This window comes from Microcoleus sp. A003_D6, from assembly GCF_036702825.1.
Classification (GTDB): Bacteria; Cyanobacteriota; Cyanobacteriia; order Cyanobacteriales; family Microcoleaceae; genus Microcoleus.
Map to the genome: position 1 here is coordinate 17,279 of NZ_JAUBWA010000017.1, position 17,701 is coordinate 34,979.

Annotated in this window: 1 protein-coding gene; it reads left to right on the plus strand. The window is 55.5% G+C overall.

Translation table 11 applies throughout. The features are described 5' to 3' along the window. The first annotated feature begins 7 nt into the window (after nt 1-7). On the plus strand, nt 8-17,140 hold the full coding sequence (locus QUB70_RS07445; RefSeq protein WP_332979349.1) for an SDR family NAD(P)-dependent oxidoreductase: 17,133 nt from the start codon (nt 8-10) through the stop codon (nt 17,138-17,140). The last annotated feature ends 561 nt before the right edge of the window (nt 17,141-17,701 follow it).

Here is a 17,701-nt window from a genome sequence, read left to right on the forward strand (position 1 = left end):
AAGGGTGATGGATCAAAAAAACCTTACCGAACGGCAGTATCAAACGATTGTCCGGCATGAAGATCCCGTTGTGGGGGATCATCGTGTGTTCGATGTCCGCATTCTGCCAGGCGTATGTCTGGTAGACCTCATCTGCCGAATCGCTGTCAGCAGAGGTATCGATCTTTCTGAAATCGAGGTTCGGAATATCCTCTTCATAGAACCCGTAGCAACTACGGAGTCCTTCGACCGACGACTGCGAATCTCATTCCGGAGCATGGGCGAAGAGTCTGACGTTACGGTTGAGAGTCAGGCGGAAAAGGATGGCAAAGCTCTCGAAGAGGAATGGCGAGTCCATGCGCGCTGCAAGGTAATTCGCGTGTCATCTGGTGCGCCCCCTGCACTCAATGAAGAGGCGCGTTCGGTAAGTGGCGATCGCGTTGTCTTGCAGGCTAGTAGTATGTACGAGGTCGCCCGCACAGCCGGAATCGTACATGGCGAGTTCTACCAGCCGCTGGGATTATTGCACAGAAAACCGAGAGCGGTAGTCGCGCAGTTTCACTTGAGTGAGGTTTCTCAGTCTTACGAAAGCGATTTTTTGATCCATCCCGCCTATCTGGACGGTTCCACTCTAGTCCCCTTTTTCTTGAATGAAGAGGAAACGGAGCGTCTGGCGGGAAGCCCTTACGTACCCTTTTATATCGAGTCGTTCCGAATCTGGAAACGTGGGCCACAGACCTGCTACGTTTTCGTTCCTATGCCAGACTTGGATGCGGCGAGTTCATCAACGGTAAGCGAAGCGTTCAGTCGCGATATCTTTCTTTTCGATGGAGATGGCAATCCGGTTGCGGCGATGCACAACTGTTTATTAAAGCGCATTCGCGATGCCTCCGCGATCAGTCGATTGACCGAGTTGAAGCGGGAAGCGCCTACTCAAATAATGCCTCAGCCACTGGAGCAGACGAACCCTTATGGAGACTGGACTGACTATTTGCGGCATCGGGTCGCAGAGTTGGTGGGTAAGCAGACGACCCAGATTCCCGAACAGACCGGATTTTACGATCTAGGTCTCGACTCAACGCAATTGCTTCAGCTCGCTCATACCATTGAGCAGCAAACGGGGAAAGAGATATATCCGACGCTACTGTTTGAATACCCAAACATAGAGGCGCTGGCTGGCTATCTGGGCGAGCATTTTGGGAGGATGAGCCTCCTGGTATCAGAACAGGCGGCGGAAAACGAGCTTTCAGACGAACCAGTAAACTGCGTGCCTGCCCTTAGAGTCTTCGATTGGGAACCTTACCGAGGTGCGGGACGCAAGAGTGCGGATTCGATCGCGCCTCTGCTTGTTTTTGCTCGGCCGGAGCAATGGATGCGCCTGCGAAATACCCCAGCTTTCGATGCGACAAATCGTCTGGTGCTGTGGGCGGAACCGGGGCCGCGTTTTGTCGCGATCGGCGAGGGTCACTACCAGGTAAATCCTGCTCGTCGCATCGATTTCGACAAGTTTCTGGCAGTGGCGGGGGCGCTGAAACAACTGCATATAGTCCATCTTTGGAACCATGACATCCCTACCAGCGAAATGCCCGGGAGTTTGTCGGATTGGATGGTGACTGGATTCGAGAGTCTTGTATTGCTCGAACAGTCGATATTGGCCATGCGTCCGGTGCCGCGAGTCACGGTACTCTATGGGGCAGATCCGGATGGCCCCCCACAAGAAACCGCGATCGCCGCCCATTTTCGGACTGTGGCGATCGAGTATCCATCTCTTGCAGGCAGAGTTATAGAGGTTGGTTCCGCAGATCTGGCCAATGCCGTTTTGGAGGAATTCCAGTTCGGCGAAGCAGACCAGCCGTTTGAAGTTCGCTACCAGGCGGGAATTCGCCTTTGCAGAAATGCCCGTATCCTCTCTGAAGGCGACGGGCAGGTTGGTGATATTCAGATTCGACCAGATGCCGTCTATTGGATCGCCGGAGGTGGAAGCGGGCTGGGTCTGTTATTTGCCCAGCGGTTCGTGGAAGCAGGAGCAAGAGTCCTAATTACGGCGCGATCGCCAGCCAGTGCGGAATTGCAACGGGAACTGGATACCTTCGCGAAATCCCTTGTTTACCGTCAAGTCGATGTTACAGACTCCAGCGCGTTGCAGACCTGCCTGAGCGAGACGCAAGAGTCATTGGGCCCGATTCGAGGCATAATTCACGCCGCAGGGATCAAGGAAGATAGAATTCTTGGGAACAAGGATCTCGCGTCGATTGGGCGCGTGCTCGCTCCGAAACTGATAGGCACTTTGCAGTTAGACGCGGTGACGAGCAACCAGCCGCTCGACTTCTTCGTTCTATTCAGTTCGATTTCGGCAATGGTCGGAAACATCGGGCAGAGCGACTACGCTTATGCGAACGGGTTTCTCGATCGGTTTGCCGAACATCGCGAACAGCTACGGGCTAAGGGGTTGAGGAAAGGTAGAACCATCTCTATCGCTTGGCCGCCATGGACAAGTGGCGGTATGAAGATTTCCCCAGATAAGCAGCGGGAGATCCGTAAGCGCCACGGATTGGAAGTGCTACAAACGGAGGCTGGTATCCAGGCTCTGGAACGAATACTCAGATGCCCAGAGGCGCACGGGCAGGTGGTCGTCTGGAGCGGTGCGATCGCCGACGCAGAATCTGTCGCTGGTCAGATGCCGCGATCGCGCATTGAAGGTACGAGTGGTAAAGACCCAGAGCCGATGCCGCGATCGCGCATTAAAAGTACGGGTAATAAAGACCCAGAGCCAATTGCCATCATCGGGGTAAATGGGCGGTTTCCAAAGGCCACCAATCTGCGCGAGTTTTGGCGCAATCTGGAAGCCGGGCGAGACTGTATCACAGAAGTTCCAGCCGGCCGCTGGCAGAATGAATCCGGTGGACTTGTTACTCCTGGAAGGCAATGGGGCGGATTTATTGACGATTTCGATTGTTTCGATCCTCTCTTTTTTCAGATTTCACCTCGCGATGCCCGGTTAATGGACCCACAGGAACGGCTCTTCCTTGAGGTGGCCTGGGCGGCCCTCGAAGATGCCGGTTATTGCCGGGACAGGCTCAAGGAACTACATTCTGAAAGATCCGGCGGCGGCGTGGGAGTGTTCGCTGGCGTGATGTGGAACGAGTACCAGCTTTTCCGCCAGCAAACGGGGATGCTCCCCGCTTCTTGGTCGTTTTCAGTGGCCAATCGAGTCAGTCACTTCTTCGATTTCCATGGGCCAAGCGTTACTCTGGACACGGCGTGTTCATCTTCACTCCTTGCCATACACATGGCCTGCGAGAGTATTCGTCGCGGGGATTGTTCGCTAGCGCTTGCGGGTGGTGTGAATCTGAGTTTGCACCCTGATAAGTATCAACTGCTCGGACAGATGCAGATGTTGTCGCGCAGCGGGCGCTGTCGGAGTTTCGGAGCAGGAGCAGACGGTTACGTGGCGGGTGAGGGTGTAGGCGCTGTAGTGCTTTGCTCCTTGGCGCAAGCACTTGAGAACGATGACACTATCTACGGAGTAATACGCGGGTCGGCGACAAACCACAACGGAAGAACAGGCGGATATACCGTGCCTCATCCCGGGTTCCAGGCAAGAGCGATCGAGGAGGCCCTCCGGCGCGCGGGCGTTAGCGCGCGGCAAGTCTCTCACATTGAGGCGCACGGAACTGGAACGGCTCTTGGCGATCCGATCGAAATCGCCGGTTTGACGGCTGCGTTTTCCCGCTACACAGCCGACCGAGGCTTTTGTACCGTCTCCTCGGTGAAGTCAAACATCGGTCATTTGGAGGCTGCGGCGGGAGTCGCGGCGCTGATTAAAGTCCTGCTTGAGATGCGACACAAAACGCTGGTTCCGTCGCTGCATTGCTTGGAAACAAATCCGGAAATCAGGTTCGACTCTACACCATTCTATTTGCAGCGGGAAACGGCTCCGTGGGAAGTCGAAGGGGAACGAATCGCGGGAATCAGTTCGTTTGGCGCGGGTGGAGTAAACGTTCACCTGATCGTTTCGGAACCACCAGTAAGTTCCATTAGCAGTATCCGAAGGGAAGAGGGTACTCATGAAATAGTGCTTTCAGCCCGCACTCCGGAAGCGCTTCGGCGCTACGCTACAGCTATGGCGGAGGCGCTGACCTCATCAGATGTAACTCTTGCGAATCTTGCTTTTACGCTCCAGAGCCGCCGGGAATGGATGGAGGAAAAGATTCGATTCGCGGCATCATCCATTGTCGAATGTCGCGAAAGGCTAGAGGCGATCGCCCAAAATGAATCTCTGCCTCTGTGGAACGGGGAAATTGCGGAAATCCCGAAGGCCACGGGCACTCACGTCACCGGTTTGCCCACCTATCCTTTTGAACGTCAGCGCTATTGGGTTGCAGAAACGCCATCGGTCCAGGAAGACACCAACCGCCGGACGGCTACTTTCACCGAAAAAGACCAGATGCTGCAAGACCACCGCGTTGATTCGCGGATGGTGGTTCCGGGGGGCGCGTTTTTAACGATGCTGTTTGCCGCAGTGGGCAAAGGGACATCTCAACAGTGGAGCGGGTTGACTTTCCTCGAACCCGCGATCGTCTCGAAGGAGCCGTTGGAGGCTACTGTCGCCCTCGCAAACCAAGTTCCAGAAGGCTTGGTTTACCACATCGTCGGTGCGGATGGCCGCCAATTCTGCCGAGCTACCTGCGTCGGCGATTCCGCCAGAACATCACCCATTCCCGATATTGACAAGACGTTGGGTGTCAAAGATTCCTCTGCGATAGAGCTTGACACCATTGAAATCGATCGCCTATTTTCGCGACGTGGCATTGAATACGGGCCGTCATGTCGGCTGCTTGAATCTATTCGCGTGGAGGAGTCTCAAGCCCTGGGCAAGCTCCGCGCAGCCGGAGGAGAAGACTGGGCAATTATTGACGCTGCCTTGCAGGTGACAGGGGCGCTGTTCGTCGATTCCGGAAACCAGTTATTCGTACCCTATTCGGTGAACTGGCTGTGGCTTGATGGAGAACTCGCGTCGGTTCGCTATATCCGCGCCCACCGGATCGCTCAGACTGCCGAATCGGCACGGTTTGACATCTCGGCCACAGATTCTCAAGGCGCGGTCATCCTTCAGCTTGACGGCGTTTGCCTAATGACGGAGCGATGGAAGTCCGGCAGTCCAGACTTACAGTCCATTTCTTTGCCCGCTGCAGAGTTAGTGTCTCCAGAAGACCGACTGCGGTATTTCCAGCCCGTGTGGCGATCGCTTCCCCAACAGCGGATTGCATTTCCCGCCGTTTCGGGGCAAGGTGGAGTCGCGATCGTTTCGGCTGTCGGCAGTATTCCTGACTGTGTGCGCGAAGCAGCATCGATCGCACACGGAGCGATCGCGGAAAGTCTAGACGAGTCAAAACCTTCTGCTGTTTGGTACTTAGCGGACACGGGCGACAATGCCGCGATCGGTCTTTTCCGCTTAATCCTCAACCTGCGGAAGTTAGTCCCGGCTCCGGAACCACTGGAACTGCGGGTCCTGACGCTAGACGCAGGGGCGGTTTCCAAAACCGATGTACCTGTTCCCGGCTCCGCCAGTGTAGCAGGACTAGCCCGCACGATCGCCGCCGAGAACCCCCATTGGCGTGTATGTTGCTTGGATGTAAGCTCGCAATGGCTGCAAACCGGAAAGGCACAGATCCTGGTGGATGCGTTCGGGGAAGCATTAGGAGATTCCCGACGGTTTCGTGAACTCTCCTTAGATAAAAACGGTATCCGTGAACGGGTACTCGAAGCCGTGGAAGTCCCCCAAAGACAGGTGACTCTACGCCGTGGGGGTGTCTACGCGATCGCTGGCGGGGCAGGTGGCATCGGTGCTGCACTCGCGGAGCATTTTGCTTCAAAAACTTCGGTCTGCTTGGTGCTGTTGGGCCGACGACCGATTGACGCTACTATTCGCACCCTTCTCAAGAGACTCGAACAAGCTGGTTCGGAAGCTATTTACCTTTCAGGAGATATTACCAATCTCTCGGAAACCGCACGGATGTTTGAAGAAGCGCGATCGCGTTTCGGGTCGATCCACGGAGTTGTTCATTCAGCTCTAGTTCTCAGAGATGGCAGCCTGACCAATCTTACGGAAGCGGATTTTCTCGCCGCGTTCGAGGTGAAGGTGGCGGGCACGATCTCAATCGATCGTGCCACTCGCCAGGACAAGCTTGATTTTCTAGCGTTCTTCTCGTCTTTGAACTCGTTTGCGGGAAATCCGGGACAAGGTAATTATGTCGCGGGATGCGCCTACCAGGACGCTTATGCGGTTCTCATGCGGAGAGAGCGACCAGAAGTACGGATTTTTACCTGCAATTGGGGCTATTGGGGAGAAACTGGGATTGTCGCTTCGCCGGAGTATAGGGCAAGGCTGAAACGCCAAGGAATCGGCTCGATTTCGACCACCGAAGGTCTCGCCGCGTTTGACCGTATGCTCAGCAGCGATCTTGCCCAGGTGGCCATCTTCAAGGCAACGGATAGTTTGTGTAGTAGCCTTGGCTGCGTCGAAAGCATCAACACGGTTTCCGGAGATGCGATCGAGGGGTTTCATAAGGGCTTTGAGTCGCTGGAACTGTTGGCTGCTTCGGGACTCGCCAGGGTTCTTCGCGAAGTCGGCGAATCTGAAGTGGCTCCCAGATTTCGGCGGCTTCGAGCGGCCATCCTCACCTCCTCTAAAGCGGCGGCTACAAGTGGCATTGACGAATCCGCTCTCCGCCGCGACGCGCTTGAGGAACCCGGGACTGCTTCTTGGCTCCGTCTGCTCGATCGATGTCTCAACCAATGTGCAGCAGTTATGCGGGCACAGGTTAGCGCGACCGAAGTTCTTTTCCCTGACGGGTCAGCGGAACTCGTCGAAGCCGTTTATCAGGGCAATCCGCCTGCCGATCGTTTCAGCCAGCTCGTCGCTGAAGCCATCAGTCTGCGATCGCGAAATAACAAAGGTGCCACTCTGCGCGTGCTGGAGATTGGGGCGGGAACGGGCGCTTCCACAAAGGCTATATTGGAAAAGATGGGGCCCGAAACCGGAGGACTGGAGTATTGGTTCACGGACTTATCCCCGACGCTTGTCCGAGCTGCTGCTAATCGCTTTGGCGGCACCTATCCTTTTCTCAAGTTCAGCACCCTAGATATTGAGAGGCCGGAGGGGTTCGGTCTGCCGACTTCCTTCGATGCGATCGCTGCATCCAACGTCATTCACGCCACAAGGGACATCCGGCGATCGCTCGCCAATATTCATCGTTTGTTGAAGCCGGGCGGATTACTACTTTTAAACGAACTCACGAAAGTCTCAAACGTACTGACGGCGACCTTTGGGCTGACAGACGGCTGGTGGTCGTTTGAAGACGAGCCTGAGCGTTTGCCCGGTTCTCCACTGTTGTCGTCATCTCGATGGAAAGCACTGCTTGAGGAAACCGGCTTCTCACTGGTTGATACAACCGAGTCAGAGGATTGCCACACATACCGTCAGGCGCTATTTCAAGCCGTTAGACCTGCCGGGGTTCGGTCAGCAAGCCGACCGTGGGAGGATCGAATCCGGGAGCTTGTTTCAGAATGCTTGCAGATTCCAACAGCCCGGATCGACGACGACCGCCGATTCGCTGAGTACGGTCTAGACTCGATCAGCGCCGTCGATCTGATTCGCGGGATCAACCGCGTATTGTCGCTCAATCTGCGGACGACTGTTCTGTTTGACTATCCAAGCGTAAGCAGTCTGGCGAAGCATCTGAACGAAGAGCACCGCCCGCATACCGTGGACACCGAAGATTTGCGTACCTGTGAGCCAGTTCCGGCTTCAGCTCCCGTGGAACCAGATTTCCCAAGCGCTGTGCTGCTGACAAGTCCCAGTTCCGTAGCCGAACTACAACTGCAGACGCGAACCGTGGAACTACCCGAAGCTGGCAAAGTGCAGATCGCAGTTCAGGCTTGTTCGCTAAACTTCGGCGACCTCCTTTGTATCAAAGGGCTTTACCCGACGATGCCTCCATACCCCTTTACGCCTGGCTTTGAAGTTTCAGGCCGGGTCATAAGTGTGGGCGAAGGCGTTGAAGGATTCCAGCCAGGTGACGAAGTGGTGTCCATACTGGGAGAGTCAATGGGAGGACTCTCCGAGGTGGTGAACGCTGAAGCTTGGCTCACGGTGCGGAAACCGGCTCATGTCCCCCATGAGATGGCGGCGGCGTTTCCGGTTGCGTGGTTGACAGCCCACTGTGCGCTGGGTCGGGCAAATCTGCGCCCAGGTGAAAGAATTTTGATTCAGACTGCGGCTGGTGGTACCGGTTTGCACGCTGTTCGCATGGCCCTTGAGGTCGGTGCGGAAGTCTTCGCGACTGCCGGCAGCGAGCGCAAACTAGATTATCTGAAAAGTATCGGTGTCCATCACACGATCGCTTACCGCGAAACTGATTTCCGGGACGAAGTATTCAGACTGACCGAGAATCGCGGTGTTGACGTTGTTTTAAACACTTTGTCCGGTGATGCGCTCCAGAAGGGCATTGAAGTCCTTGCTCCTGGCGGCCGATATGTCGAACTGGCGATGACGGCATGGAAGTCGGGATCTTCACTGGATCTGTCGCGACTCGTAGACAACCAGACGATTCTCAGCTTAGACTTGCGACGTTTGCTGATGCGCCGATCGCCCGAAACCAGGGAATATCTCGACCAGATGGTAGCGGCTCTCGATCGAGGAGCGGGTGAGGGGATGGTCGATCGCGTGTTCCCGCTGAGCCAGATTCGCAATGCGTTCCAATACCTAGAAAGCCGGGAGAATATTGGCAAAATCGTAATTTCGATGGGTCGTGGAGTAGAAGCGATCGCCAACCCAGAACTCGCGCAGTCAGTTCCAACATCTCAAATTCGAGCCAACCGAGATCTGTCAGAAGCGATCGCCAACCCAGAATCGGCGCGATCACTTCCCACTGGTAATATCGCCATTGTCGGAATGAGTGGGCGTTTCCCCGGAGCGCAGAACATCGAGCAGTTTTGGTCGAACCTGCAATCGGGGATCAGCTCCTGCGGCGCAGTCCCCAAAGAGCGTTGGGAGCCAGAGACTCTCTCCCAAGAGACCGGTGATGCAGATTATACCCGATATTGCCAATTCGGGGCATTTCTTGACGAAGTTCATGAGTGGGATTCACTCTTTTTCCGGATTACGGGAGCGGAGGCTCAGTTCATGAGTCCAGAACAGCGCCTTTTCCTGGAGGAGGCCTGGAAAGCGATCGAAGATGCGGGGATTCCAGACCGCGAACTGGATGGCGCAGCCTGTGGGGTCTTCGCCGCCGCCAGCGCAGGAGACTATGCCGAGTGGCTCGAGCAATCTGGTATGGCACTGGACGGACACATCCTTACAGGAAATCATTCGGCAATCCTCAGCGCTCGCCTTTCCTACCTGTTGAATCTTAAAGGTCCAAGCATCACCGTGGATACGGCTTGCTCGTCTTCACTCGTGGCGATCGACTTGGCCTGCCGATCTCTGCTTTCTGGGCAGTGCAGTACAGCGATCGCTGGCGGAGCGTTCATCATGAATACCCCACGGTTCCATCTACTCTGTGGCAAAGCAGGAATGCTTTCGCCATCAGGAAAGCTCAGAGCATTTTCCGCAGGTGCGGACGGATTCGTTCCCGGAGAAGGCGTAGGAGTCTTGGTTCTGAAGCGACTAGAAGACGCAATGCAGAACAACGACCGGATTCACGGAGTCATCCGTGGAATTGCGGTAAACCAGGATGGCCAAAGCAATGGGATCACCGCGCCAAGCAGCCTGAGTCAGAGCGCCCTTGAACGAGAGGTATATGCAGTAAGCGGCATCGACCCAGCGACCATTACGATGGTCGAAGCCCATGGAACCGGAACGGCCCTTGGAGATCCCATCGAAGTAGAGGCGATCGCGCGGGCATTCCGCGAGAAGACATCCCGGACGGGCTTTTGCGCGATCGGCTCCGTAAAAACGAATATTGGTCATACAGTTTATGCTGCGGGTGTGGCGGCGGTAATCAAGGTACTGCTGTGCTTCCGCCACCGCCAATTGCCGCCCTCCTTGCACTTCGAGCGGGCTAATCCGCAGATTTCTTTTGAATTAACGCCATTCTATGTTAATAACGAACTCCGTCCCTGGCAGGCCCCGGTAGGTACGCCACTGCGGGCGACGGTTAGCTCCTTCGGGTTCAGTGGCACCAATTGCCATGCAGTCTTGGAGGAACCTCCATCTCCAACACTAGCGGCTGTTCCATCGGCATCTGAACCGGAGCTGTTCCTCGTGTCTGCGAAATCAAAGGAAGCCTTACAGGACAGGCTCGCAGACTTGGTTCGTTTCCTTGATGCTAACCCGATGGTATCTTTGCGGGAATTCGCTGCCACATTGGCCACTCGTCGAAGCCACTTCCAATATCGGGTTGCCTTCGTCGCGGATAGTGCCGACTTGCTGCGACAGCAGTTTTTAGGGGGAGCGATCGATACGCCTATCGAGTGGAGCCAAGGTCAACCTGGGGAGCTAGTCAGAAAGGCGGCGATCGCGATCGGAGTCCAACGAAAAAATCTGCTACTGGATCTGACCTCGGCTTACGAAGCATCGGCAGCAGTTGAATGGGAACTCCTCTATCCCAAGAACCAAGCTCGTCCCCTTTCCTTGCCTCATTATCCATTTCGCCCGGTACGTTGCTCACCTCTACCGTCTGGTCTGACTCCAGAAGTCTCATTGACGAATGGAGATGCCCCTGTTGAGATTGTCCGGGGATTGCTCGCGGATGCCTTGGCAATACCGAGAGAGAAACTGAACCTTCTCGATCCGTGGGACAGTTTGGGGTTGGACTCTCTGTTGATTAAAAAGCTGAACGCCTTGCTCTCGGAGAGATTTGGACCGTTGCCTTCCAGCCTGTTCTTTGAGCAGAGGAACCTGAACGAGCTCGTGCAATTTCTACTCAAGGAGCGTCCAGAGATGCTAAGTGGAACAGCAGTCGCGCCCCAGGCCAGTATCCACCCAGCACCAACACCCTGTGCTCCAGTAGAAATTGCGATCGTGGGACTTGCGGGCAGATATCCCGGAGCCAAAAATATAGATGAGTTTTGGCAACTGCTGATGTCGGGCGTGGACGCAATCCGTGAAGTTCCCGACGAGCGCTGGGATCACAAACTGATTTACGACCCCGATCGGGGAAATCCCACCAGCTCTTACACTAAGTGGGGCGGTTTCTTAGAGGATGCCGACAAATTCGATCCGCTGTTCTTCGGCATTTCACCCAAAGAAGCCGAACTTATGGACCCCCAAGAACGCATCTTTCTCGAAGTTTGCTGGCAGGCATTGGAGGATGCGGCTTATACTCCTTCGGGTCTGTCGGCGGGGCGCGTCGATCTGGGGGTCAAGGCAGGTGTATTTGTGGGCGTGACGTGGGGAAGCTATCAGTTACTTGCTGCTGAAGAATGGGCAAGGGGTCGCGTAGTCATTCCGGGAGCTTCGCACTGGACGGTGGCGAACCGGGTTTCCCATGTCCTCAATTGGAGCGGCCCGAGCATGACCGTCGATACCGCCTGTTCCTCCTCACTCGTAGCTGTCCACCTAGCTTGCGAAGCGATTCATCGAAGAGAATGCGATCTCGCCCTGGCGGGGGGGGTGAACCTTTACTTGCACCCTTCAAAATACGTTGGGTTGAGCCAGCAGCAATTCGCTTCGAGCGACGGACGCTGCCGGAGCTTTGGTATTGGCGGCGATGGTTATGTGCCAGGCGAAGGCGCTGGGGCTGTTGTTCTGAAGCCGTTGGCGCAAGCTGTGTCCGATGGCGATCGCATCTACGGTGTGATTCGCGGCTCTAGCGTAAATCACGGCGGACGGACGCATGGCTACAGCGTTCCGAATCCAGCGGCGCAGGCTGCGGCGATTGAACGCGCGCTCGAACAATCGGGTTTCGGGGCGGATTCTTTGAGCTATGTGGAAGCGCATGGTACGGGAACAGAGTTGGGCGATCCACTGGAAATCGTGGCACTAAGCCGTGTATTTGGTGGCAGGCGGGAGATTGGGGAACCTTGCGCGATCGGTTCGGTGAAATCCAATATCGGGCATTTGGAGTCAGCGGCAGGCATTGCGGGGCTTACGAAGGTCTTGCTACAGATGAAGTACGGAAAACTCGTTCCTTCCCTGCACGCTGAAACACCGAATCCGTCCATCTTGTTTGAGAACACCTGCTTTCGGCTGCAACGCGACTTGACCGACTGGACTCCTGGTTCTGGTTTACGGCGGGCCGGATTGAGCTCATTTGGAGCGGGCGGCGCAAACGCCCACGTAATTCTGGAAGAGTTCGTCTCTGACACGGATGCACCCGTTGTGAGGCAGCAAAAACCGGAGCTGATCCCAATTTCGGCTGCCAACGAGGAGCGACTGCGGTTCTTGGCATCCGCGATCGCGGATGCTATCAAGGCGGAACCCGATACCGATATTGCGTCCGTTGCGGCAACTCTACAGCGAGGTCGCGAACCGATGGCCTACAGGCTGGCAATCGTAGCTGATTCTACAGCCCTGCTGCTCGACTCCCTGCGCGACTGGTTAGCCGGAACACCTGATACTAGGACGTTTGCCGGAAAGCTCTCCACCCGCCAAGTGCAGGCCCCGCCCGCGTTATTGCGCCAGATTTGCCCACAAACTCAGCAGATGATTGACAGAGGCGATTTGCTTTCTGCCGCGAGGCGGTGGGCGGACGGCGCAGATGTGAATTGGAAAGCATCGGGTGCGATCGTATCATTGCCGGGATATCCGTTTCTCCGAGAACGCTATTGGTTGCCCGCAGGAGAGCCGATGCGAGGCTGCGCGTCATCAGTGCCACTTAAACCGCCCTCGGAGAGGTCGCACGGGATGCTGCTGGCGCGGCGCGTCTGGCGCGAGGTGCCAGCGAATCCATACGATGGCGGCTCTTTGATTCTCAGTGGACTAGGCATTTCGAGTCAGGAGTGGATCGAACTGCTGCAACAGATGCAGCCTGGGATTAATATCTCCGTCGGATGGCCAGATTCCGATCCGGCTCCCTTAGCGGTTGTCCGTGTATGGCACTTTTGCGATTCGCCCCAGGAACAGGAAGGGGCGCTATTAGAACTCTTAAAGTTGTGTAGGGCGATACTTCGTCAGGGCGATCGCGCGGTGGAACTGATCGCCGTCGCCACTGGTGCGAATTCAACCATGCAGGCAGCATTCCTACGTACACTTGTCGCCGAGTACCCGAATGTGGCTGCCGCCTCCCTCGCCGTGGACGAATTAGCCTTTGCTCCTACTTCCCTGCTACCGCTATGCGTTCGGATTCCAGCACTACAAGCTGGCCAAGCGAAGGAACTCTCGGTTCGCAACGGTATATTCCAAGAGCGCTTCTCCGAGGAACTGCCGGAACAGGATGAACCCGCCAAAACTGCATCCGCAAAATTCCGCTCCCAGGGTGTTTACTTAATTAGTGGCGGAGCCGGGGGAATTGGACGCATTCTGGCGCGGCACTTGGCCACCAAATTCCACGCCAAGGTTGCGTTGTTGGGAAGGAAACGATTTGGGCCTGAAAGCGTCCGCCTAATCCAGGAAATCAGAGAACTTGGTGGAGAGGCTATCTACGTTTGTGCCGATATCACCAGTGCCGCAGACGTGAAGGAGGCAGTACGCAGGACTCGTCACCGATTTGGAGCCATTCACGGCGCGATCCACGCGGGGGGAATCCTTGAAGATTGTTACATCAGTCGCAAAGAGGATGAATCGTTCCTAAGAGTGTTGGCACCAAAGGTGGAGGGCACTCTACTTTTAGAGCGAGCGACAAGGAACGACGATCTGGATTTTTTCCTCCTCTTCTCTTCCCTTGCCGCCGTTGTTGGTAATCCCGGTCAGTCCGACTATGCGGCAGCTAATGCGTTCCTCGACCAATTCGCTGAACATCGAGTTGGCAGGACTCTTTCCATAAATTGGTCTCTTTGGCAGGAAGGCGGTATGCAGATGCCAGCGGATATGCTTTCGGATATCTTTGAGCAAACCGGCATGGTGCCACTTCCTTCAGGTGAAGGGCTGGATCTAATCGAGAAGTTATTGGCGTTGGGAGAGACCTCGGTTATCGCCACTTGGGGGGACACGGCGCGATTGCGGAAATTCCTTGGTGTTATGGAGCGATCGCCACGTATTTCGCTGGAACCCATAGAATCACTGCTTCGCGAGTTGTTCGGCAAGGAATTGAAAATTGATCCAGAACGGATCGATCCCACAGCCGGACTCGATGTTTACGGAATTGACTCGGTGTCGATTCGGCGCATTACTCTACAACTAGAAGAACAGTTTGGAACGCTGCCAAAGACCCTGCTTTTCCACCACAAAACGATTCGCGAGTTAGCGGTCTATCTGACCAAGCCATCTCAAGTCACGATTCCCGCTTCTAGCAGCCCGGAACCGATTGCGGCGAACCCTAACAACGATGATAACGATGATACGATCGCGATTATCGGTGTGAATGGGCGGTTCCCAGGCGCGGATAGTCTTGACGAACTTTGGGAGTTGCTGCGCGACGGCAGGGAGTCCATCCGCGAAGTTCCGCCCGATCGATGGGATCATTCTCTGTTTTATGACCCGCAACCAGGGAATCCATTGAAGACCTATGCACGCTGGGGCGGATTCCTAAACGATGTCGATCGGTTTGATCCGCTCTTTTTCGGTATTACCCCCAAGGATGCGGAGTTGATAGACCCGCAGGAGCGACTCTTCCTCGAATCCGCTTGGCTCGCCCTTGAGGACGCGGGATATCAAGCGGATTCCCTGCGATGCGGCAGGAATGGGCAAAGCCAGCAGACAGGAGTATTCGCGGGTGTTACTTGGGGAAGCTACCAGCTCTTCGGGGCCGATGCGTGGGGCCGGGGTCACGCGGTTTTCCCGAATTCATCATTCTGGTCTGTCGCCAACCGGGTATCTTATACGCTAGACCTACATGGTCCAAGTATTCCCGTGGACACAGCTTGTTCCGCGTCTCTGAGCGCCATCCACCTAGCTTGTGAGAGCCTGCGCCGAGGAGAATGCGATGTGGCGATCGCTGGTGGCGTTAATCTCTATCTGCATCCCTCGAAGTTTGTTCAGATGGCACAACTCCGTTTCGCCTCAACGGATGGAAAATGCCGGAGCTTCGGAGCAGGCGGCGACGGGTACGTTCCCGGTGAGGGGGTTGGCGTAGTTATCCTCAAACGTCTATCCGCCGCCAAACGCGATCGCGACCACATCTACGCCACGATTCTTGGCAGTGCTATGAACCACGGTGGCAAGACAAATGGCTATACCGTTCCCAACCCTAGCGCACAAGCAGAAGTCGTTCGGTTGGCCCTTGAGCGGTCAGGGATTGCGCCCAATACGATTTCCTACATCGAAGCCCATGGCACGGGTACAGCGCTCGGAGATCCCATTGAAATCGACGGTCTGCGGGCGGCTTTCGAGACCTCGCCGGAAATCGGGAAGGGCATTTGCGCGATCGGCTCAATCAAGTCGAATATTGGGCATCTGGAATCGGCGGCAGGTGTGGCCGGACTGTTTAAGATCCTCCTACAAATGAAGCACCGTTTGCTCGTGCCGAGCCTGCATGGGGAAATCCCCAATCCCGCGATCGATTTTGAGTCCAGTCCCTTCCGCCTTCAAAAAGTCTGTGCGACATGGGAAAGCGAAGGACTGCGACGAGCCGGGATTAGCAGCTTCGGTGCAGGTGGCAGCAATGCCCACGCGATCGTGGAGGAATACCAAAGTCCCTGGCGGCCCGAAAGTGAAATCGCGCCCGAGTTGGTTGTCCTTTCAGCGCGGAATGAGCGGCTCTTACGGATCGCGGCGCGTAACTTGGCACAGCACCTCAGCCGCGAACCGGGAATACGGCTGGCTGATGTAGCTTTCACGCTACAGATTGGCCGCCGCGCATCTGAACATCGTCTCGCCCTGTACGCCGTTTCGATTGACCAGGTTCGCTCTCTGCTCAATCTATATCTTCAAGGCGGTAAGGCTGACGACCTATTCCTGGGAGTTGCGAACTCCTGCAAGGTCGAGATTGAAGCGCCTACGTTGGGCGACCTCCGGGAACTGGCTACCCATTGGGTAACAGGAGGAGCAGTCCAATGGGAAAATCTTCATCGGCTGACGGAACCCTGGCGCGTCTCGCTTCCCGGCTCCCCTTTTGATAGGCGGCGTTGCTGGATCGAGATGCCGGATGAAACCCTAGTCAAGCAAAGAGTGGTCGAGGAGCTTGTATATCGCGATGACCCGATTGTTCGCGAGCACCGAATAAATGATGTACCTACTCTGCCAGGAGCCACACTGCTTGAAATCGTGGGCCGAGCCATGAAAAATGCCGGTTTTGGCGTGGCCACATCATTTAAAGATGTGAACTGGATGCGACGAGCAGAGATTCATGCGGATTCGATGAGACTTCTAGTCTCGCTCTCGCTTGAACAAAACGGTGTGAGGTTTGCAATTCGGAACACTACGGGCGATACATACGCATCGGGCCGATCGATCCGAAGTGTTGAGGCTCTTGGTCCGCAGGCCGTTCCGGCTTCTTTCGCGGATCTCCTCGAACCTGGCGGTCGGGTCATTTCGCAGGAACTTTACTACGAAGCATTTGAGCAAGTAGGTGTAACTTATGGGCCACTGTTCCGGGGCATCAGAGAAGTTCGCCTGCTTGCCTGCGGAGCGTCAGCGCTATTTGACATCGAGGGATTAGAACCTACACTGTTCGGAGGTCAATCGGTTGTTCTCGACGCAGCATTTCAAACTGTGCAGGCCCAATTGCAGCGTGACGGGCGCAAAGCATCTCTATGGCTGCCGTTATCGGTCGAATCTGTTCAAATCTTCAGCACGCTTCCACTCAATGGGACTATACTGCTACAGCGGAGCGATCCAAATCCCCCGAATGTCGAAGGGATAGATATACCGATCGCGCGCTTTCAGTTGGTGATTCTCGACGACATCGGACGAATGGTGGCAATCGTCGAGAACTTCTGCGTAAAGTTGGTGAAGACTGTGAAAGCCGACAAGCCGCAGAAGGAAGAACTAGAACAATGGCTGCTTCCGGTTCTTGAAGGTCTGGCGCGCGGCGATCGCGCGGTTGAAGAAACGGATCGCTTGCTGCAAGATATTTCCATAATCGCGACAGGGCGAGGTGATAAAGATGAACAGATCTGAAATCTTAAGACTGGTGCAAAATGGAACGCTCACGCCGCGGGAAGCCGCCCGCCGTCTTGCCGAAAGTTTGACGGTGCCAAATGGCAAAGACAACCTGGCTAACGCCGACCTGACTGGCCTTATGTACAGACCTGTGTGGCGTTTAACGCCAGTGTTGCCGGATCGTTGCGTTCCGTCTGCAACTACTTCGATCTTCTTTGAAGAGCCAGAATCTGGTGATATCTCGGTTATGGGGTTTGCTCAGCTATTTCGGAACGTCCTTGGTAAGCAAGCGATCGCCACACCGATTGCAGGACTTTCCCAAGCGGACTTCGAGGCAATTCTCGGCGCGTATAGCGATATGCCGGCCATTGTCTTCCTCTATCGACCATCCTCCTGCGATTTGCTCTCGCTCGAATCGGTTCGCGATATGCAGACTGGAGCCCTATACCCCTTATTGCGCTTGATCCGCGCGATTTATTCCCGTTGGGGGGCTGCGGCGGCTTCGGAGCTAAAGATAATTACGTTCGACAACCATTCGATACTCGGTTCAGAGCTAGGATTCGGATCGAGTCATGCTAA